This is a genomic window from Bacillus cereus group sp. MYBK101-2, from assembly GCF_051918845.1.
GTDB lineage: Bacteria > Bacillota > Bacilli > Bacillales > Bacillaceae_G > Bacillus_A > Bacillus_A paranthracis.
In genome coordinates this window covers 66,346-86,423 of the sequence record NZ_JBQAIE010000004.1, presented here as the reverse complement: position 1 = coordinate 86,423, position 20,078 = coordinate 66,346, and the positions used below count along the sequence as shown (strand labels likewise).

Genomic DNA, 20,078 nt, shown 5'->3' with positions numbered 1-20,078 from the left:
TGTCTTTTGACATAGAGGCTATTTTTTTGGGCTTATTACTGTTATAGTCAAGAAATTCTATACTTATGCACGTACCAGTAAAAATATTTAGAAAATTTTTGTTTTATATGGTTCCCCTTAAGTATGTTCTAAAAGAAAGAGTTGTTCCATAAGAATGAATGGAGTAAAGCTTTTTCATATTGGGGGAAATAAGATGAAATTTTCAAAGCCACTTTTTATTACAGTAGCGCTTCTCATAGCGCTCGTTATCATTGTACCTGCTGCTCTTGTGATTCCGTTTGCGAAAGCAAAAGTAGAGGAAAAAGCAGCTTCTAAAACTCCTCCAGCGAAAGAAAGTATACCAGCTCCAGGGAAAGTGGATACAGCGGTTCAAGTTGCTGTATATCGCGAGAAACAGAAAAAGGTAGAGTCATTACCTATGGAGGAGTATGTGACCGGTGTAGTAGCTTCTGAGATGAATGCCAGTTTTGAAATAGAGGCGCTAAAGGCGCAGGCATTAGCAGCGAGAACATTTGTCGTGCAGCGTATGCTAAGCGGAGGTAAGAAAAACAATGCGGACGTGACAGATACGGTGAAAGATCAAGTGTACAAAAGCAAAGAAGAATTGAAAAAACAATGGGGCAATAACTACGAAAATAATTTGAAGAAAATCGAAGAAGCTGTTTCGAAAACCGCAGGACAAGTTTTAACGTATGACGGAAAGCCAATCTCAGCATCATTCTTCTCAACGAGTAATGGCCGGACAGAAAATGCAGCCGATTACTGGGGAAATGATTATCCGTACTTAAAGAGTGTAGATAGCCCGTGGGATCAAGCCTCTCCGAAATTTACGAGCGAGCAAACCTTTACCGTAGCTGACTTTCAAAAACGTCTCGGTGTGAAAGTGCTAGCAGACGGGAAAGTTGGAAATATTAAAGATCTTACGGAAGGAAAGCGCGTAAAGGATGTAGCATTTCAAGGGAAAACATTAACAGGAAAGGAAGTTCGTGAAAAGTTAGACTTACGCTCTTCCGACTTCACATGGAAACAACAAGGGGATAAAATCATCGTTACGACGAAAGGCTTCGGCCACGGCGTTGGCATGAGCCAATACGGAGCGAACGGCATGGCAGCAGAGGGCAAGAAATATACAGATATCGTCGCTCATTACTACAAAGGCGTTGAAATAAAGACGATGAACGATTATGAAGGTAAGTTGATGGTGAAGAAGTAGGTGTCAGGGTCTCCTGGCACCTGCTTTTTGTTTAAAATATCATAATTTTCCATTAATTGTTTGGTATAATAGGATAAAAAGTATTTGGGGGAGACAAAATGGCGTTACTGGAGTTGAAACAGTTAGGTAAGACGAACCAGTTACCGGCAGTTGAACTGAAGGTTGAGAAGGGGCAATGTGTTGTTTTGCAATGTAATAACCATACAGCTAAAGTGTTGCACCGCATTATTATTGGTGAGGAAGAAGCTTCAACTGGCAATGTGCTATTTGAAGGTGAAGCGATTGGAAAGAGAAATTATTCTCGCATCGGCTTTTGTTTTTTGAAAGATGAAGCATATGATCGTTTGAAGGTAAAGGAATACTATAAGTTTTTATTAGGGCTGTATGAATCAAATATGAGTATAGAAGAAGTTGTACAATATGCCGGCCTTTTAGATAAATTAAACGTTAAAATAGAAAAACTATCATTTTCAGAGAAACGTCGTCTTCATATTGGGCGAGTGATGATTCATAATCCAGATTTAGTCATTTTGGAAGAACCAGAGCAAAATGTAGATACAGAGAGTACGATTATGATTCGAAAAGCAATTATGAAAATGAAAGAGCAAGGAAAGGCGATTTTTATTACGTCATCTTTCCTATCTGATGCCCTTTCGTTAACAGAAGATGTATACATATTAAACAATGATGGTGTGAAAAAAGTAGAGATTGAACAAGAGGAAGCAGAAGAGGTCGATGAAGAAAAAGTCGTTCAAATGATTCCGCAAATGAAGTTAGAAAGAATACCAGCGAAAGTAAACGATAAAATCATCTTATTAGACCCAATGGAAATCCATTTCATTGAAACGCAAAACGGAGTAACCCATATTCACGTTCGTGAAGGTGATTTCGTATGCGCATTAACATTAAGTGAACTAGAAGCGAGATTAACAGGTTTTGGTTTCTTTAGATGTCATCGCTCTTACCTTGTGAATTTACAAAGAGTACGAGAAGTAATTACTTGGACTCGTAACAGTTTCAGCTTAATTTTAGACGACGAAAGAAAAAGTTCAATTCCGCTTTCGAAAGGACGAATGGATGAGTTGAAAGGTGTAATTGGGCTATAAGAAGTGCTCCAATAAGCTCAAAATACGATTCATTCACCGGTAAAAATACTCCTTTTACCGGTATTTTACTGCGTAAACCCTTTGATTTTCATATGATTGAGTCAAGAAAAGCGAAACAAACAAACGAAAAGCGCTAAAGCGACTTTCATCTATAAAAGAAAAAAACAAAGGGGATGACGAGATGACATTGGCAATTGAAATGAAAGATGTAATGAAAAGTTTCAATGAAAAAACAGCACTTCGAAATGTAAATATTGAGGTGAAGCAAGGAGAAATTTTTGGATTCCTCGGACCGAGTGGATCTGGGAAAACGACGACAGTAAAAATATTAACTTCTCAATTACTTCATAGCGTTGGAACGGTAAAAGTATTAGGGAAAGATATTACAGGGCCAAGCAGCATCGATTATAAACGAATTGGTATTTTAACAGACAACAGTGGTTTATATGAAAGACTTAGCATTTATGATAACTTACTATTATTTTGTGACTTATATGATTGCAAAAAAGAACGAATCGATGAAGTATTAGCGCAAGTGAACTTATTAGATGATAAAAAAACATTAGTAAAAAAACTATCAAAGGGAATGAAGCAGCGCGTTACACTAGCTAGAGCAATCCTTCATAAACCAGATATCCTCTTCTTAGACGAACCAACATCTGCACTTGATCCAGTAAACGTACAAAACATTCATAAAATCTTAAAAGACTTAAATAAAGAAGGAACGACGATTTTCTTAACGACGCACAATATGGACGAAGCAGAAACGCTTTGTAACCGCATTGCCTTTCTATGCGGCGGAGAAATTGTAGCGCTTGATACACCGGAGAACCTTCGCTTACAATACGCGAAAGATCAAATACAAGTCGTGTTAAAGGATAAGAAGAAAGAAACGGTACAAAAAGATGAATTAGGTGCAAAACGCATTTCAGAATGGATGAAAAAAGGAGAATTATTATCTATTCATTCTTATGAGCCAACGCTAGGCGATATCTTTATTGAAGTTACTGGGAGGAGATTATAATGACATTTTCAATGAGACGTGTATCAGCTATTTTTAGAAAAGAAGTACAAGATTTTAAGACAAATTCACAAGTGTTGCTAATGGCATCTTTACCAATTATATTTGCATTCATATTTAGCCGATTTGGACAAGGGAGTGCAGGGGTTGGCATTATTACTTTAATGGCCTTTCTATTTGTTGCTGGGTTTGTTCAATCGATGGTAATTGCAGAAGAGAAAGAAAAACATACGTTACGTGTGTTAATGCTATCACCGGCTTCTTCTGTTGAAGTCCTTTTTGGGAAAAGTATATTAACAGCATGTTTAACGTTAGGTATTTCTATTGTAAACTTATTCATTTTGGATCAATTAAGTGGAAATTTCTTATTACTAGCATTTGTTTTCTTATGTGGAACAATTCTATTTACTTTAATTGGAACAATGATTGGATTACTAGCTGAGTCTGTCCCACAAACATCACTAATTGGAATGCCGATATTAATGACGATGTATTTAGCTGTACAATTTGAGCCAATGGTTGAAAATAAAGTCATTAAGACAATGATTAGTTATCTTCCAACATCTCATCTTGAAAAGGCAATTAAAAGCTTAGTAGAGGGTGCAGGATTTAGTAGTATTAGTGGGCATATGATAAATGTTGGAGCTTGGCTTATTATTTCACTTATTGCATGTTTAATCGTGTATAAAAAGAAACAATTAGATTAAAAACTGAGCCAAAACGCTCAGTTTTTTCTTTTTTCTATCATTTCCTCGGAAATTTTACAATTCCTATACATATTTTTACAGATTTTGTCGAAAAGTAATTAGTTATAGGTTGTATAGGATGCGTGAATATTGTTCAAAATGATTGCTGAGGTGATGATGGAATGCGAGGAAGAAATAATAAAAAGTCGCAAAAGGTAGTACATTTATTTCAAAAAAGATGGGTATTTCCGGCACTATACATTGCTTGTGCAGCGGTAATTTTAATGGTTGCACTATGGTTCCAAGGAGCTAATCCGAAGAAGACTCCGAACCAAGATCAAGCAACGCCGTATACACAAACGGAAGATCCAGCAGTACCAGTAACGAAGTCTTCAGAAGTAGTGAAAATGCCAGCTCCTGCTAATGCGGAAGTAGTTGTACAGAAGAAGTTCTATGAAGATGCAGCAACTGAGGCGGAACAAGAAAAAGCACTTGTCTTTTATAACAACACATATTCCCCGAACAAAGGAATTGACATTGCTGCGAAGAATGGAAAAGAATTCAATGTTACAGCTGCTTTAAGTGGTACAGTAACGAAAGCTGAAAAAGATTCGCTTCTTGGTTATGTTGTAACAGTTGATAGCGGAAATGGTGTAGCAGCTTCTTATCAAAGCTTAGGCAGTGTAAAAGTAGAAAAAGGTGCACGAGTTGTACAAGGTGAAGTATTAGGAAAATCCGGTCTAAGTGCAATGAATAAAGAAGCAGGTTCTCACGTTCACTTTGAAGTACGTAAAGACAATGTGGCTGTGAACCCTGAGCGCTACTTAAATAAGTCAGTAGCAGAAATTAAAGCTGATGCAGGTGCTGCAAAGGCAACGAACGCTTCTGGTAAAAAAGCTGATGACAAATCTCAAAAAGAAGAAAAGTCAACGAGCACGAAACCAGAAAGTAAAACAGAAGACAAGTCTCAAAAAGAAGAGAAATCAACTAGCGGTTCAACTAGTGACAAAAAAGAAGAACCGAAGAAAGAAGAAAAATCAACAAATGGTTCTACAGAATCATCTAATAGTTCTTCTTCACAAGAATAAGAAAGTGAAAAAATCAGTTCTCACTAGGAGAGCTGATTTTTTTATTTTCATATAAAAATACTCAATTTCGAGAAAAGAGTTGCAATAACAAGGAAAAATGACGAGATTCTCGAATATATATTACAAAAAGGAGGGGATACTGTGTCATTTTTGTTTGTTCTGTCGACTGCTATTATTTTATTGTTTGTTTTATTTACTTTATATTATTACATTGCCGGTAAGAAAGAGGTTCCCCACCATCAATTGTTAGAAGAAGAGTTAGAACGAGAAGAATGACGCCTTGTATACAAGGTGTCATTTTTTTCGCCAAAATAGTCACTGTTAACGTATTTCTCACAAAAAAACGTAATTTTTCTTAACTTAGTCCGCAAAAATAGTGAACATGTAGCATATATCAGTAGTGCGGGCAATACAATGGTATAAACCAAAGCAAAGAGAGTGTTTGAGGTGAGAAATCGTGAATCATTTCATTATAAATCCAAGAATGTTTAACGCTTACAAACAGCACTCACACTTACTTCTAAGTCGTATGCAGCGAGGCTCATTTCACCCTTCTCACATCCAATTTAGGGAGGCGAGTGGTGTGCACGATTACATCAAAGAGAGAACTATCAAGATTGGTAAGTATATCGTGGAGACAAGAAAGACAGTGCGTGTCATTGCAAAGGAATTTGGGGTATCAAAGAGTACAGTCCATAAAGATTTAACGGAACGTCTACCAGAAATTAATCCAGAGCTCGCAAATGAAGTGAAAGAAATTCTTGATTATCATAAGTCTATTCGTCATTTAAGAGGCGGAGAAGCAACAAAACAAAAGTATAGAAAAGAAGATGTAGAAAAGCCGGTACGTCAATAAATATGCGATCGCAAACATTCCGTTTCAATTCGGTAATATTTTTCAGAAGAATTCTTTTTGCGAATATTACGTTTCTGTTAAATTTATGATAAAATCAGAAATTAGGTGTAAAAGAATTCGGGTGTAACCTGATTTTGAATATCGAGGAGGAAAAAACGGGAATGTTTGCGCGAGATATCGGAATTGACCTAGGTACGGCTAACGTATTAATCCATGTTAAAGGTAAGGGTATTGTATTAAATGAGCCATCTGTTGTTGCTATTGATCGTAACACAGGTAAAGTATTAGCAGTAGGTGAAGAAGCAAGAAGTATGGTGGGACGTACGCCTGGTAATATTGTAGCCATTCGTCCACTAAAAGATGGTGTAATCGCAGATTTCGAAATTACAGAAGCAATGTTAAAGTATTTCATTAACAAATTGGACGTAAAGAGCTTCTTTTCAAAACCTCGCATTTTAATTTGTTGTCCAACAAATATCACATCAGTAGAACAAAAAGCAATTCGTGAGGCTGCTGAACGTTCAGGTGGTAAAACAGTATTTTTAGAAGAAGAACCAAAAGTAGCCGCAGTTGGTGCTGGTATGGAAATCTTCCAACCAAGCGGTAACATGGTTGTTGATATTGGTGGAGGTACAACAGATATCGCTGTACTATCTATGGGTGATATTGTTACCTCTTCCTCTATCAAAATGGCTGGCGATAAGTTTGATATGGAGATCTTAAACTACATTAAACGTAAGTATAAGCTATTAATTGGAGAACGTACTTCAGAAGATATTAAAATTAAAGTTGGTACAGTATTCCCAGGTGCACGTAGCGAAGAACTTGAAATTCGCGGACGTGATATGGTAACAGGTTTACCACGTACAATTACAGTATGCTCAGAAGAAATTACAGAAGCATTAAAAGAAAATGCGGCTGTTATTGTACAAGCTGCAAAAGGCGTACTAGAGCGCACACCACCAGAACTATCAGCGGACATCATCGACCGCGGTGTCATTCTAACAGGCGGTGGAGCTTTACTACACGGTATCGACATGCTTCTAGCAGAAGAACTAAAAGTACCAGTATTAATTGCTGAAAACCCAATGCACTGCGTTGCGGTTGGTACAGGTATTATGTTAGAGAATATCGATAGATTACCAAAGCGTGCTTTACGATAAAATGAGAGGAACTAAGGTGTAAACCTTAGTTCTTTTTTTGTATTTTTATTTTTTTATTTCGATTTTTTGAGAAAATAGAAGAAAAATAAAGAAAAACGAAGAATATAGGTAAAATATTCATATATATGGTTAAATTTAATATTTCCGTATTTGAAAACGTTTATAATATAATGAGTCGAATACGACATTAAGGCAAATCATGTGTTAATACATATTGCCTTTCCCTAATCTGGGCATACACTCTTTTCTACCTCCGTGTCAGTTGCAAGGATGTGCAACTATTTTAAGAGAATAGAGTGTATGCATTTTTTTATAAATAGGAAGTAAAGTTTCACTTTATAATGACAAACAATAAACAAAATGGGATAATAGACAATATGTCCAAGTGGTAAGACCAATATTACAAAAGGGGCGATTGTTATATGCTAAATATAGAACAAATTAAAGAAATCATTCCTCACCGCTATCCATTTTTACTTGTTGATAAAATATTAGAAGTAGATGAAGGAAAAAGAGCGGTTGGAATTAAAAATGTATCCGCCAACGAAGAATTCTTTAACGGGCACTTTCCTGACTACGCAGTTATGCCCGGTGTACTTATTGTAGAAGCATTAGCACAAGTTGGAGCAGTTGCTGTATTAAAGAAAGAAGAAAACCGCGGAAAACTTGCTTTCTTCGCAGGTATCGACAATTGTCGTTTCAAAAAACAAGTACGTCCAGGTGATCAACTTCGTCTAGAAGTAGAAATGACGCGTGTACGTGGTCCAATCGGAAAAGGAAAAGCAATCGCAACAGTAGATGGTGAAGTTGCATGTGAAGCTGAAATTACATTTGCGATTGGTGATAAAAAAGAATAGATGTGAATTAAAAAAATTCTTCTGCAACATGCAGGAGAATTTTTTTAATTCATATATCTTTTATCCGAAATATTAAAATACAGATTAATCAGAATTCTTGTTGTAAATGAATGGAAGTTCGTATATAATGACGCTATAAATATCTTGAAATTAAGATAAATGATAGCGCGATAAAAATAGAGACGCGGTTGTCACATTATAAAGGTTATGAGGTAGGACAAAGCTTATTATGATTGGTTATGATGAAGTGTAGAGGAAAGTGATGGGGAAAATTAACAGTATAAACAAATGAAAAATGGGCGTAGCATATCGAACATAGAGAGATAAAGGGGAAAGTGTCGCATTTTGAAAAGAGGAGATCATACCATGTTCGGGAGAAAAAAAAGAAAACCATTACGACAATTAATTACACATAAAGAGCCTAAGTCACGTATTGCGGAACAGTACCGTAACATCCGTACAAACATTGAGTTTACATCTATAGATAGCAGTATCCGTTCTATTGTTGTCACTTCGGCAAATCCGGGTGAAGGAAAAACAACGACAGTTTCCAATCTAGCAGTCGTTTTTGGTCAACAAGGAAAAAAGGTATTGTTAATTGGAGCGGACTTACGTAAGCCAACCATTCAAAACTTGTTTGCTGTTCATAGCCCTAATGGCTTAACGAACCTATTATCAGGACAAGCGAAATTCATGCAATGCATTCAAAAAACAGATATAGAGAACGTTTATTTAATGGCATCAGGTCCAATCCCGCCAAACCCAGCTGAACTATTAGGTAGCCGGGCAATGGACGAGCTATTACTAGAAGCATATAACATGTTTGATATTATTTTAATCGACACACCACCAGTCCTTGCGGTTACCGATGCACAACTCTTAGCGAACAAATGCGATGGAATCGTACTGGTCGTACGTAGTGAAAAAACAGAAAAAGATAAAATCTTAAAAGCGAAGCAAATATTAGACAAAGCGTCTGGTAAATTACTTGGTGTTGTTTTAAATGATAAGAGAGAAGATCAGGGACAATATGGATATTATTAGAAAATAATGTATAATATAATGATTTTTAAGGCCAATAACTATTTTTATTGGCTTTTTTGAATTATTTTAAAATCATTTATTGTATTATACAAAAAACATGTTATAATGGAAAATTTGGGAATTCGATGGAATGTGTTGTCATATTTAAGATTATTTTGTAAGATTATATGTGCTTGATGTGAATAAATGTCGAACGAAATCAATCAAAATAAAAAATGTAAGATTTATATGTTATAATTTTTCTTATGTGCAAATTTTAGAAAGTTGGAGGAACTTATGGAAGAAACAATTAGTTTGAAAGAGTTATTTCATATTTTAAAAAAACGTTTAGCAATGATCCTCGTAATCGCCTTTGGTGCCGCTATAGTAAGTGCTATCATTAGCTTCTTCTTTATGACACCAATCTATCAATCTTCGACGCAAATTCTTGTTAACCAGAAGAAACAAGAGGGATCGATGTTTCAAGCTGGTGAAGTTCAAACGAATATTCAATTAACGAATACATATAAGGTTATTATTAAAAGTCCAGTAATCTTAGAACAAGTAAATGAAAAATTAAATTTAAATATGACAGCGCAAGCTTTAACGAAGAAGATTAATGTTGCGAATGAAAAAGATTCACAAGTTATTTCTGTTACAGCTGATGATAAAGATCCAAAAGTAGCTCGTGATATTGCAAATGCAACTGCGGATGTATTTAAAGGTGAAGTTGCAAAAATTATGAACGTGGATAACGTAACAGTACTATCTAAAGCAGAAGTTGCAGAAAATCAATCTCCAATTAAACCACGTCCAATGTTAAATGTGGCAATTGCCTTCGTTGTTGGCTTAATGGCAGCAGTTGGTCTTGCATTTTTACTAGAATACTTAGATAACACAGTAAAAAAAGAAGAAGATGTAGAAAACTTACTTGGTTTACCAGTGTTAGGTATTGTAGCTCGTATGGATGAAGAAACAATGAACGTGAAATCGCACGCTCCATCATCAAGAAAAGTGAGGGGACAAACAATTGGCTCTTAATTTATTTAAAAAGAAGAAGAATCATCGTCAACGTCGTCAATTAATTGCTCATCAACAACCGAAATCACCAATTTCAGAACAATATCGTAATATTCGAACGAATATTGAATTTGCAGCTGTTGATACAAATTTACATTCATTAATGGTAACATCTGCAAACCCAAGTGAAGGGAAAACAACAACGACAGCGAATATGGCAGTCGTGTTTGCACAACAAGGAAAGAAAGTATTATTAATTGATGCAGATATGCGTAAACCAGCGATGCACCAAATGTTTCAAGTAGATAATATTTTCGGATTGACGAACGTATTAACGCATAGTGAACGTTTAGAAAAATGTGTACAACCAACAGCTGTAGATAATTTACACTTTTTAGCGTGTGGACCAATTCCGCCAAATCCAGCAGAATTATTAGGCTCAAAATCGATGCAAGAACTACTTGCACAAGCATATAGCCTTTATGATTTAGTTATCTTTGACCTACCACCAATTTTAGCTGTAACTGACGCACAAATTATGGCGAATGTATGTGATGCGTCTATTCTTGTCGTTCGTAGTGAATCGACAGAAAAAGAAACAGCAGTAAAAGCAAAAGGTTTATTAGAATCAGCAAAAGGTAAATTGTTAGGCGTTGTTCTGAATGATCGTGAACGTGAACAAGGCTTATATTATTACTATGGTGCAAACTAATTTCAAAGCGAGATATGTTTTTATCATATCTCCTTTTTCCTCTTGAATATGAGATGTCTCATATTCAAGAGGAAAAAGATTACTATGAGAGAAGGAGGATGACATAAATGATTGATTTACATTGTCATATTTTACCTGGTATCGATGATGGTGCACAGACAGAAACAGATAGTTTAGCGATGGCACAACAAGCTATGTCAGAAGGAATACATACAATTGTCGCAACACCACATCACCAAAATGGAAAATATATAAATGAACGTACCTCAATTATTCATCAAGTAAAACAACTAAATGATGAACTACAACAACATAATATTCCACTTACCATTTTACCGGGGCAAGAGGTCAGGTTATATGGTGACTTATTAGAAGACTATGAAGCTGGTAAAATCGTTACTTTAAATGAAACAAACAAATACATATTCATTGAATTTCCATCTAATCATGTACCTCGTTATGCAGAACAACTATTCTATGAACTACGTGTAAAAGGAATGATCCCAATTATCGTTCACCCCGAACGTAATGCCGAGTTAATCGAGCGGCCAGATAAGTTATATAATCTTGTAAATAAAGGTGCACTAACTCAAGTAACTGCAGGTAGTTTACTAGGTAAGTTTGGTAAAAAAATTAAAAAGTTTTCACTGCAGCTTGTGGAACATAATTTAACACATATGATTGCATCAGATGCACATAACACAACGTCCAGAGGATTTCATCTAGCGGAAAGTTATGAACTAATAGAGAAAGAATTCGGTGCAACTGTTATGAACGATTTAAGAGAGAATCCGTATTTAATCATTAGCGGGAAAGCAATTTATAAAGAAGATCCAGAACAAATTCGTCGTAAAAAATTGTTTGGTATTTTTTAAATAAAGAATTGGTGATGTCTCCTAACCGTTATCAACGGAGGCACTCGGTCGTGCTGTGGGTAGAAATTTTATTTCGTGCCTACCTTAGACGCTTGTCGTCGGGAGTATGACGTGAGGTTGGGTTAGATGCCCATAATTTATTTCTAATAGAAACTCTACCTATGGAGTTATACAAGTGACTCTATAGGTAGGGTTTTTATTATTGTTACATATAAATAAGATGATATAGGGGGATTATAATTGAAAAAAGTAAGAAAAGCGATTATTCCAGTAGCTGGTCTGGGGACGAGGTTTTTACCAGCAACGAAAGCGATGCCGAAAGAAATGTTACCTATCGTTGATAAACCGACAATTCAATACATAGTAGAAGAAGCGATAGAATCTGGAATTGAAGATATTATTATTGTGACTGGAAAAGGAAAACGCGCAATTGAAGATCATTTTGATCATTCTTTTGAGTTAGAACAAAGCCTTTTAGAAAAAGGAAAACATGAAATGCTTGAGAAAGTACAAGCTTCTTCAAAGATTAACATTCATTACATAAGACAAAAGGAACCAAAAGGACTTGGGCATGCGGTATGGTGTGCACGTAAGTTTATTGGAAACGAACCATTTGCGGTATTACTTGGTGATGATATTGTACAAGCAGAAACGCCATGTTTACGCCAATTAATGGATCAATATGACGGTACACAGTCATCAGTTATCGGTGTACAAACAGTGCCTGAAAATGAAACACATCGTTACGGTATTATCGATCCAGTTGAACAAAATGAACGTCGTTATCAAGTACGTAAATTTGTTGAAAAGCCAGCGAAAGGTACGGCACCATCAAATTTAGCAATTATGGGTCGTTACGTATTAACACCAGAAATCTTTATGTTCCTTGAAAATCAACAAACAGGCGCTGGTGGAGAAATCCAATTGACAGATGCAATTCAACGATTAAATGAAGTTCAACGTGTATTTGCTTATGACTTTGAAGGTACGCGTTACGATGTTGGAGAGAAATTTGGATTTATTAAGACGACGATTGAGATGGCACTACAAAATGAAGAATTAAATGTAGAGTTAATGAAGTATATGAAGGAACTTGTAAAAAAAGAAGAGGTACATTCATAAGAGAATGTCCTTTTTTATTATGAATAAGATGAGAATTATATAAAGAAGGGAACAGATATATTGAGTTATCGAAAACGGCTCTCATTATTAATTTTATTAGATTCATTTATTGTATTAACTGCCGTGTATTTAAGTTATTGGTTCATACATCCTAATGTATTAAACAAAATTCCTATGACAGTAGTTATTAGTTCTATTACATTATTGTGTAGTCATCATATTTTTGCTGCTATTTATAAGCTTTATAACAAGGCATGGGAATATGCAAGCATTGGAGAATTAAAACAAATATTTAAGGCAATTACACTTTCCATTATTGTAACAGCAATTGTTCAACAGATTATAAATCACGATATTTATGTTCGAATTTTAGCTATCGCATGGATGTTACATTTATTATTAATTGGTGGCTCTCGCTTTGTATGGCGTATGTTCCGTGATACGTATATTACGAAAGCTACTGATAAAAAACGAACATTAATTATTGGTGCAGGTTCAGCAGGGACAATGGTAGTACGTCAATTACAACATAATAAAGAAGCAGACCTATATCCAATTGCATTTGTTGATGATGATAGAAATAAACAGAAATTAGAAATTTATAATGTGCCGGTTGTGGGTACAACAAATCATATTCAAGAAATTGTGGAAGATAACGATATTGAACATATTATTATCGCAATTCCTTCTTTAAATAGAAATCAAATAAACGAGATTTTTGAGAAGTGTAGAAAAACGAAGGCGAAAACGCAAATTGTACCGATGCTTGAAGATCTTTTAGATGGCAAAGTTTCTGTTAATGAATTCCGAGATGTACAAGTGGAAGATTTATTAGGCAGAGAGCCAATCCAATTAGATGATGCAGGAATTGGAGAAAAGATTACAGGTAAAACAATTTTAGTAACAGGTGCTGGTGGATCAATTGGATCAGAAATTTGTCGTCAAGTAATGAAATATAGACCAGCAAAAATTGTTCTTTTAGGACATGGTGAAAACAGCATTTATAATATCGAAATGGAAATGAGAGTTACTTATAAAGATATAGTTGAAATTACGACAGAAATTGCTGATATTCAAGATAGACATAAGATCTTTGAAATAATGAAAAAGCACCAACCATATATCGTATATCATGCAGCGGCACATAAACATGTACCTTTAATGGAACGTAATCCTGAAGAGGCTGTGAAAAATAATATTTTTGGTACGAAAAATGTTGCAGAAGCTGCCGATACATTTAAAGTAAATACATTTGTTATGGTTTCTACAGATAAAGCTGTAAATCCAACGAACGTAATGGGCGCTACAAAAAGATTTGCAGAAATGCTTGTCCAACATATGGCGTCTGTAAGTACAAGTACACGATTTGTAGCTGTTAGGTTTGGTAACGTCCTTGGAAGTAGGGGAAGTGTAATCCCGCTATTTAAGAAGCAAATTCAAAAAGGCGGACCTGTAACAGTTACTCATCCTGATATGATTCGTTACTTTATGACAATACCAGAAGCTTCTAGGTTAGTAATTCAAGCTGGTACATTAGCTAGAGGTGGAGAATTATTTGTTCTCGATATGGGAGACCCAGTAAAGATCGTGGATTTAGCTAAAAACTTAATTACCCTTTCGGGGTATTCTATTGAGGAAATTGGAATTGAATTTACTGGATTAAGACCAGGTGAAAAAATGTATGAAGAGTTATTAAATGAGGGTGAGATTCATCCAGAGCAAATATTCCCTAAAATTCATATAGGAAAGGCTGTTTTAATGGATCAAGCAATTCTAAGACAGTTTATGAATGATTTTGAAGGAATTAGTAAAGAAGAAATAAGAGAACGATTATTAGATATTGCAAATAATAAAGTTAATCTAAAAAACTAATTTAAGGGAAGGAAGTTTTTTAAATGGGAGACAGAATATTTCTTTCATCACCACATATGAGTGATGAAGGTTATGAAATGCATTATGTTAAGGAAGCTTTCGATACAAATTGGATTGCGCCACTTGGGGAAAATGTGAATGGATTTGAAAGGGAACTAGCAGTGAAGGTGGGCTCTAAAGCAGCCGCGGCACTGTCTTCTGGGACAGCTGCAATTCATTTGGCTTTAAAAGCAGCAGGAGTAGGGGAGGGGGATATTGTTTTCTGCCAAACACTTACATTCTCAGCCACTGCCAACCCTATCATTTATCAAAATGCTACACCTGTTTTCATAGATAGTGATTATGAAACTTGGAATATGTGTCCTAAAGCTTTAGAAGAAGCTTTTAAAAAATATCCGAACGTAAAGGCAGTTATAGTAGTTCATTTATATGGTCTTTCTGCGGATATGGATAAGATTGTTGAACTTTGTAAAAAATACGATGTCACTTTAATCGAAGATGCTGCTGAATCTTTGGGCACTTATTATAAGGGCAAACATACTGGTAGTTTCGGAGATTATGGCATCTTCTCTTTTAATGGTAATAAGATTATCACTACTTCTGGTGGTGGTATGCTCGTTTCTAATAATGAAGAAAGAGTTTCAAAGGTAAGATTTTGGGCTACTCAAAGTAGAGATCAAGCCAGACATTATCAACATAGTGAATTAGGCTTTAACTATCGCATGAGTAATGTAGTTGCTGGTATTGGTAGAGGACAACTTAAAGTGTTAGATCAAAGGGTTCAGAAGAAAAGATACATATTTGATTTTTATAAGAGAGAATTAGAAGGGCTTGAAGGTATTGAATTTATGCCTAGTAATGAGTGGAATGAACCAAACTATTGGCTAAGTTCTATGACACTAAACGGTAAGATTCGCCCAATTGATGTAATGGAAGCTCTTGAAAAAGAAAATGTTGAATCTAGACCAGTTTGGAAACCTATGCATTTACAACCATTCTTTGCGAAATATGATTTTGTTGGTACAGATGTATCGGAGAAATTATTTGAGAATGGTGTTTGTTTACCAAGTGATACGAAAATGACGGATGAAGATTTAGAGAAAGTTGTGAAAATTATTAAAGGGTTGTGGATAGCGTAATGAGGACTTCTAAAGTTGGCATCTATGGACGGTTTATAAAAAGGCCAATGGATTTTATACTATCTTTAATTGCTATTATAATACTTAGTCCAGTATTTCTTATCGTTGCTTTTCTTGTGAAGACAAAATTGGGTAGTCCGGTATTATTTAAACAAGAGCGACCTGGATTAAATGGAACTATTTTTAAAATGTATAAATTTAGAACAATGACAGATGAAAAAAATGAAAATGGCGAGCTACTACCCGATAGTGTAAGGCTTACTAAGTTCGGAAAATTTTTACGTTCGACATCACTTGATGAATTACCTGGGCTTTTTAATATTTTTAAAGGTGATATGTCAATTATAGGACCAAGGCCTTTATTAGTTCAGTACTTACCATTATATAATGAACATCAAAAGCGTCGCCATGAAGTTAGGCCTGGGTTGTCAGGGTTAGCGCAAGTTAATGGGCGTAATGCTATTAGTTGGGAAGAGAAATTTAATTATGATGTAGAGTATGTAGATCGTGTAAGTTTCACTACAGATTGGAAGATTATCCTTTTAACAATTAAGAAAGTTTTTATTAGAGAAGGAATTAATTCAGAAACAGCTGCAACGATGGAACCATTTAAGGGAGATCAAAAAGGAAGTATAGAGTTATGAAAAAAAAACTTCTTATAATAGGAGCTAGTGGTCATGGAAGGGTCATAGCTGATATTGCACTGAAAATGAATAAATGGCAGAGCGTTGCTTTTTTAGATGATAATGAAAATATAGGATGTTCAATGGGAATAGAAATAATTGATAAATCAGCAAGTATCTCGAAATATATAGATGATTACGATTTTTTCGTTGGAATTGGTAATAATGCTATACGTGAGAAAATCCAGAGACAGCTTGAAACTAAAGGAGCTAGCATTCCAATTTTAATTCATCCGAGTGCGATTATCGGAGAGCAAGTCTATTTGGAAGCAGGAACTGTAGTGATGGCAGGAGCTGTAATTAACTGTTGTACTAAAATTGGAAAAGGTTGCATCATTAACACCGCTTCTACAGTAGATCACGACAATGTAATTGAGGATTATGTTCATATATCACCAGGCGTACATTTAGCGGGTACAGTAAAGGTTGGGTCAGGCACTTGGTTAGCTATTGGAAGTATAGTAATTAATAACATTAATATTACTAGAGAATGTAAAATTGGTGCAGGATCTGTAGTAATTAGAGATATAACTGAAGCGGGAACGTATGTAGGGATCCCCGCAAAAAGGATGGAAGAATAGAACAATTAAGGGAGAAGATAAATGGAGTTTTTATACAAATATCTATTTTATATAAGTGGATTTATTATAGTTTGGGCGATGGTTGGTTATCCTATATCATTAAAATTAATTGGAAATTTATATAAGAATCGAAAGCTTGAAAAGAATTACTCTCATCAGCCGACAGTAACTGTTATGGTAGTTGCTCATAATGAGGAAAAAGTAATTTTAAATAAACTTAATAATATTTTAGAGTTAGATTATCCTAAAGATAAAATTGAATTCTTAATAGCTTCTGATAATAGTACAGACAAAACTAATGAAATTGTTAGAGAGTTTATTAAAGAAAATCAAGATAGCAAAATAAGACTTTATGAAGTGAAAGCTCGAAAAGGAAAAACAAATGCACAAAATGAAGCACAAAAAAATGTGAAAACAGAGTATTTAGTTATGACCGATGCAAACTCTATGATGGATAAAAAATCTGTTAAAGAACTTATGGCAGCATTTACGTCAGAGGAAATTGCATATGTTTCGGGAAGATTAATGATTGTTAATCAAGGGTCGAGTGATGTAAGTAATGCTGAAGCAAGTTATTGGGATAGCGACATGGTAATGCGTGAAATTGAAGGGCGAATGCAAACTATAACAGCTGGTAATGGGGCTTTATATGCATGTAGAACTAAGGATTATTATGACTTTAATCCAATACAATGTCACGATAGTGCAATGCCACCATTGTATGCACTTCAAGGAAAAAGGGCGATTGCGAATCATGATGCGGTTGCTTGTGAAAAAGCTGGTGAGGTTATTGAAGATGAATTTGGTCGCAAAGTAAGAATGAATCGAATTATTTTAAAGCATATTTTACCAGATATAAGGATAATGAATATATTTAAGTATAAATGGTTTTCTTATTTTTATTTTGGACATAGAACATGCAGGTATTTGCTATGGATCGCGCATCTTGTAGTACTAATATCCAATGCATTATTGGTACCAGAATCTTGGTTTTATTTAATAACATTTATTGGACAAATGCTATTTTATTTCATGGCATTGATAAAAGTAATAACTAAGACAAACAATAAGTATGTAACATTAACTTATTATTATTGTGTAACGATAATTGCACAATGGGTAGGTGTCTATAATATATTGACTGGAAAAGCAAAGCCATTTTGGGAAAAAGCTGAGAGTACAAGATAGATAAAGTTTTCAATTGTAGGATATATGTTATTGGAATAAAGTGAGTATTTTATTTATCTAGTTTAGGGTGTGGAAATATGAGTGTTCAGGTATTAGTCTCTACAATGAATAGATCAAATCCTGTTGATTTGTTTGAGAAGATGAATATATCAACGGATGCAGTAATAGTAAATCAGTGTGGGTATGAAAAACAAGAAGCCTTATGTGTACAGAATCATAAATTAACTTATGTGTGCAGCGAGGATGTAGGATTAAGTAAAAGTCGTAATAAGGCAATATCTAATTCAAATGATGACGGTATTGTTTTGTTAGCGGATGATGACCTAATATATGTTGATAATTATAGTGAATTAATCCAGAAGACATTCGACGAAAATCCAGATTATGATATTATTAGATTCCAGGTGGAAGGAATTAATAAGTCATTCAAAAGATATGAAAATCAAAGTAAAAGATTAGGATATCTTAGTTCCTTAAAAACTTCTTCTGTTGAGATTGCATTTAGAATTGAAAAAATTAAAAAAGCAAACATTCAATTTAATGAGCAATTTGGAGCAGGTTCTATTTATAGGATGGGAGAAGAAAATATTTTTTTATATGAATGTTTAAAAAAAGGATTAAAAATTAAATATGAACCCATTAAGATTGCCGATTTATATATTGGTGAATCTTCTTGGTTTAAAGGATTTAATAAAAAATATTTCTATGATCGGGGTGCAGTTTTTAGTGCCTTATCAAACAGATGGGTGACTGTACTTATCTTGCAATTTGCGCTCAGACATTATAAAAAATATAAATCTAAAATGACTCTACTACAAGCGATTAAAGAAATGTTAAACGGTCATAAAGAGTATAAAAAAAGTTTGGGAGAGCGATGAGTTGAAATTATTATTCGTAGGAGATCTTATTGGTAATACAGGACCGGCAAATGTTAATAAAGCATTAAAAGAGCAGCTACCTGAGAATACAATTTTTTTACAGGAGCAATCCAAAATTAAAAGGGTAGTGGACCTTTTTTTACAAATTAGGAAAGTGGATGCAGTTCTTTTTTCGGGCATGTCAAAAATCAATATTATAGGATTTAGAATTGCCAAACTGTTAGGGGTTAAATCGGCTTATTTAATGCATGGATGTCGGGATATTGAAGGGAAAATAAATGGTGAGTACAATCAAAGAGGAGTCGATATCGAAAATAAGGTATTAGAACTAGCGCCCAAAATAATTTGTGTTTCTAAAAATTTTATGCATTGGATGGAGAATAACTATCCTCAACACAAAAAAAAATTGAATTATGTAAATAACGGTATTGACTGGGATACAATTTCTATTAGTAAAGAGAAGCTTGTAGAGAGGGAAGAGAATACTTTACTAGCAGTCGGCGGGGGGATGCCGAGAAAAAAAATCAAATCAGTTTGTAAAGCTATCGAGTTACTTAATCAACAAGAAAAAAAATCGCTTAACCTTATTGTTATAGGTAATGAAGGAAAGGATCTCGAAGAGATCCTTTCCTACCCTTTTGTTAAATATTTCTCTAAAGTACCACATAATGAAATGCCTTTATATTATCAAAAGGCAAAATTATTTGTACAGAATAGTAGCTTTGAGACCTTTGGATTGGCTCCTATAGAGGCGCTTGTTAATGGATGTGATTTGCTTTTATCTAAAGAAACAGGGGCGAAATCAATAATTTCAACGTTAGAATCTAACGATGTTATATATGATAATCAAGATGTTAGCGAAATTGCGAGAAAAATTAAATCTTTACTAAGTAATACTAATAATCAACGATTGGTAAACGGCATAGATAAAGAGGAGACATCTGTAAAGTTTGCGGCGAATCGAATAATAGAGATACTAAAAAATTAGAGTAGGT

General features: G+C 34.7%; 21 protein-coding genes. All 21 read left to right on the top strand.

The genetic code is table 11. The features are described from left to right. Positions 1-193 precede the first annotated feature (193 nt). The gene (gene spoIID, locus ACTFSI_RS11230) at positions 194-1,213 is read left to right on the top strand and encodes a stage II sporulation protein D (RefSeq protein ID WP_197225830.1); all 1,020 of its coding nucleotides are present in this window, start codon (positions 194-196) and stop codon (positions 1,211-1,213) included. A 98-nt stretch (positions 1,214-1,311) separates the two neighbouring features. Further along, entirely contained in the window at positions 1,312-2,319 is a 1,008-nt protein-coding gene (locus tag ACTFSI_RS11225; RefSeq protein WP_001185952.1) for a LytTR family transcriptional regulator DNA-binding domain-containing protein, read from the top strand. 181 nt (positions 2,320-2,500) lie between these two features. Further along, entirely contained in the window at positions 2,501-3,343 is an 843-nt protein-coding gene (locus tag ACTFSI_RS11220; RefSeq protein ID WP_440045403.1) for an ATP-binding cassette domain-containing protein, read from the top strand. Beyond that, entirely contained in the window at positions 3,343-4,047 is a 705-nt protein-coding gene (locus tag ACTFSI_RS11215) for an ABC transporter permease (RefSeq protein ID WP_440045402.1), read from the top strand. Before ACTFSI_RS11220 ends, ACTFSI_RS11215 begins: the two co-directional genes overlap by 1 nt. 161 nt (positions 4,048-4,208) lie before the next feature. Beyond that, positions 4,209-5,114 (top strand): M23 family metallopeptidase, encoded by a 906-nt coding sequence (locus tag ACTFSI_RS11210; protein WP_001214941.1) that lies wholly within the window; start codon positions 4,209-4,211, stop codon positions 5,112-5,114. Between the two features lie 141 nt (positions 5,115-5,255). Then, on the top strand, positions 5,256-5,390 hold the full coding sequence (locus ACTFSI_RS11205) for a hypothetical protein (RefSeq protein ID WP_000008903.1): 135 nt from the start codon (positions 5,256-5,258) through the stop codon (positions 5,388-5,390). Positions 5,391-5,697: 307 nt separating this feature from the next. After that, the gene (spoIIID, locus tag ACTFSI_RS11200; RefSeq protein WP_000544012.1) at positions 5,698-5,970 is read left to right on the top strand and encodes a sporulation transcriptional regulator SpoIIID; all 273 of its coding nucleotides are present in this window, start codon (positions 5,698-5,700) and stop codon (positions 5,968-5,970) included. Positions 5,971-6,131: 161 nt separating this feature from the next. Next, positions 6,132-7,133, top strand: a complete 1,002-nt coding sequence (locus ACTFSI_RS11195; protein WP_000457987.1) for a rod shape-determining protein — start codon at positions 6,132-6,134, stop codon at positions 7,131-7,133. A gap of 422 nt (positions 7,134-7,555) precedes the next feature. Further along, the gene (fabZ, locus tag ACTFSI_RS11190) at positions 7,556-7,990 is read left to right on the top strand and encodes a 3-hydroxyacyl-ACP dehydratase FabZ (protein ID WP_440045401.1); all 435 of its coding nucleotides are present in this window, start codon (positions 7,556-7,558) and stop codon (positions 7,988-7,990) included. 366 nt (positions 7,991-8,356) lie between these two features. Continuing rightward, positions 8,357-9,034 (top strand): CpsD/CapB family tyrosine-protein kinase, encoded by a 678-nt coding sequence (locus ACTFSI_RS11185; RefSeq protein ID WP_440045400.1) that lies wholly within the window; start codon positions 8,357-8,359, stop codon positions 9,032-9,034. A 276-nt stretch (positions 9,035-9,310) separates the two neighbouring features. Next, the gene (locus ACTFSI_RS11180) at positions 9,311-10,054 is read left to right on the top strand and encodes a YveK family protein (protein ID WP_048552922.1); all 744 of its coding nucleotides are present in this window, start codon (positions 9,311-9,313) and stop codon (positions 10,052-10,054) included. Next, positions 10,044-10,745 (top strand): CpsD/CapB family tyrosine-protein kinase, encoded by a 702-nt coding sequence (locus ACTFSI_RS11175; protein ID WP_047956922.1) that lies wholly within the window; start codon positions 10,044-10,046, stop codon positions 10,743-10,745. Before ACTFSI_RS11180 ends, ACTFSI_RS11175 begins: the two co-directional genes overlap by 11 nt. Positions 10,746-10,852: 107 nt before the next feature. Further along, positions 10,853-11,620, top strand: a complete 768-nt coding sequence (locus ACTFSI_RS11170; RefSeq protein ID WP_440045399.1) for a tyrosine-protein phosphatase — start codon at positions 10,853-10,855, stop codon at positions 11,618-11,620. A 240-nt stretch (positions 11,621-11,860) separates the two neighbouring features. Next, positions 11,861-12,742 (top strand): UTP--glucose-1-phosphate uridylyltransferase BpsC, encoded by an 882-nt coding sequence (bpsC, locus tag ACTFSI_RS11165; protein WP_440045398.1) that lies wholly within the window; start codon positions 11,861-11,863, stop codon positions 12,740-12,742. Between the two features lie 60 nt (positions 12,743-12,802). Beyond that, on the top strand, positions 12,803-14,614 hold the full coding sequence (locus ACTFSI_RS11160) for a polysaccharide biosynthesis protein (protein WP_440045397.1): 1,812 nt from the start codon (positions 12,803-12,805) through the stop codon (positions 14,612-14,614). 23 nt (positions 14,615-14,637) lie between these two features. Beyond that, entirely contained in the window at positions 14,638-15,753 is a 1,116-nt protein-coding gene (locus tag ACTFSI_RS11155; protein WP_440045396.1) for a DegT/DnrJ/EryC1/StrS family aminotransferase, read from the top strand. Further along, positions 15,753-16,397 carry a sugar transferase gene (locus ACTFSI_RS11150; protein ID WP_440045395.1) on the top strand — a complete coding sequence of 215 codons (645 nt, stop codon included), beginning with the start codon at positions 15,753-15,755 and terminating at the stop codon, positions 16,395-16,397. The genes ACTFSI_RS11155 and ACTFSI_RS11150 overlap by 1 nt, the downstream gene beginning before the upstream one ends. Then, entirely contained in the window at positions 16,394-17,017 is a 624-nt protein-coding gene (locus ACTFSI_RS11145) for an acetyltransferase (RefSeq protein ID WP_440045394.1), read from the top strand. Before ACTFSI_RS11150 ends, ACTFSI_RS11145 begins: the two co-directional genes overlap by 4 nt. A 21-nt stretch (positions 17,018-17,038) precedes the next feature. Beyond that, complete coding sequence (locus ACTFSI_RS11140) at positions 17,039-18,205, top strand: glycosyltransferase family 2 protein (protein WP_440045393.1); 1,167 nt, start codon at positions 17,039-17,041, stop codon at positions 18,203-18,205. A gap of 77 nt (positions 18,206-18,282) precedes the next feature. Further along, positions 18,283-19,083 carry a glycosyltransferase gene (locus tag ACTFSI_RS11135; protein WP_440045392.1) on the top strand — a complete coding sequence of 267 codons (801 nt, stop codon included), beginning with the start codon at positions 18,283-18,285 and terminating at the stop codon, positions 19,081-19,083. Position 19,084: 1 nt separating this feature from the next. Next, entirely contained in the window at positions 19,085-20,071 is a 987-nt protein-coding gene (locus ACTFSI_RS11130; protein ID WP_440045391.1) for a glycosyltransferase family 4 protein, read from the top strand. The last annotated feature ends 7 nt before the right edge of the window (positions 20,072-20,078 follow it).

Bases quoted from the DNA above. Each gene is read 5' to 3' on its own strand.
- ACTFSI_RS11215 (WP_440045402.1), top strand. From the start codon at position 3,343: ATGACATTTTCAATGAGACGTGTATCAGCTATTTTTAGAAAAGAAGTA.
- ACTFSI_RS11135 (WP_440045392.1), top strand. From the start codon at position 18,283: ATGAGTGTTCAGGTATTAGTCTCTACAATGAATAGATCAAATCCTGTT.
- ACTFSI_RS11185 (WP_440045400.1), top strand. From the start codon at position 8,357: ATGTTCGGGAGAAAAAAAAGAAAACCATTACGACAATTAATTACACAT.
- ACTFSI_RS11170 (WP_440045399.1), top strand. From the start codon at position 10,853: ATGATTGATTTACATTGTCATATTTTACCTGGTATCGATGATGGTGCA.
- ACTFSI_RS11195 (WP_000457987.1), top strand. From the start codon at position 6,132: ATGTTTGCGCGAGATATCGGAATTGACCTAGGTACGGCTAACGTATTA.
- ACTFSI_RS11150 (WP_440045395.1), top strand. From the start codon at position 15,753: ATGAGGACTTCTAAAGTTGGCATCTATGGACGGTTTATAAAAAGGCCA.
- ACTFSI_RS11210 (WP_001214941.1), top strand. From the start codon at position 4,209: ATGCGAGGAAGAAATAATAAAAAGTCGCAAAAGGTAGTACATTTATTT.
- ACTFSI_RS11145 (WP_440045394.1), top strand. From the start codon at position 16,394: ATGAAAAAAAAACTTCTTATAATAGGAGCTAGTGGTCATGGAAGGGTC.
- ACTFSI_RS11225 (WP_001185952.1), top strand. From the start codon at position 1,312: ATGGCGTTACTGGAGTTGAAACAGTTAGGTAAGACGAACCAGTTACCG.
- spoIID (WP_197225830.1), top strand. From the start codon at position 194: ATGAAATTTTCAAAGCCACTTTTTATTACAGTAGCGCTTCTCATAGCG.
- ACTFSI_RS11180 (WP_048552922.1), top strand. From the start codon at position 9,311: ATGGAAGAAACAATTAGTTTGAAAGAGTTATTTCATATTTTAAAAAAA.
- ACTFSI_RS11220 (WP_440045403.1), top strand. From the start codon at position 2,501: ATGACATTGGCAATTGAAATGAAAGATGTAATGAAAAGTTTCAATGAA.
- fabZ (WP_440045401.1), top strand. From the start codon at position 7,556: ATGCTAAATATAGAACAAATTAAAGAAATCATTCCTCACCGCTATCCA.
- ACTFSI_RS11155 (WP_440045396.1), top strand. From the start codon at position 14,638: ATGGGAGACAGAATATTTCTTTCATCACCACATATGAGTGATGAAGGT.
- ACTFSI_RS11140 (WP_440045393.1), top strand. From the start codon at position 17,039: ATGGAGTTTTTATACAAATATCTATTTTATATAAGTGGATTTATTATA.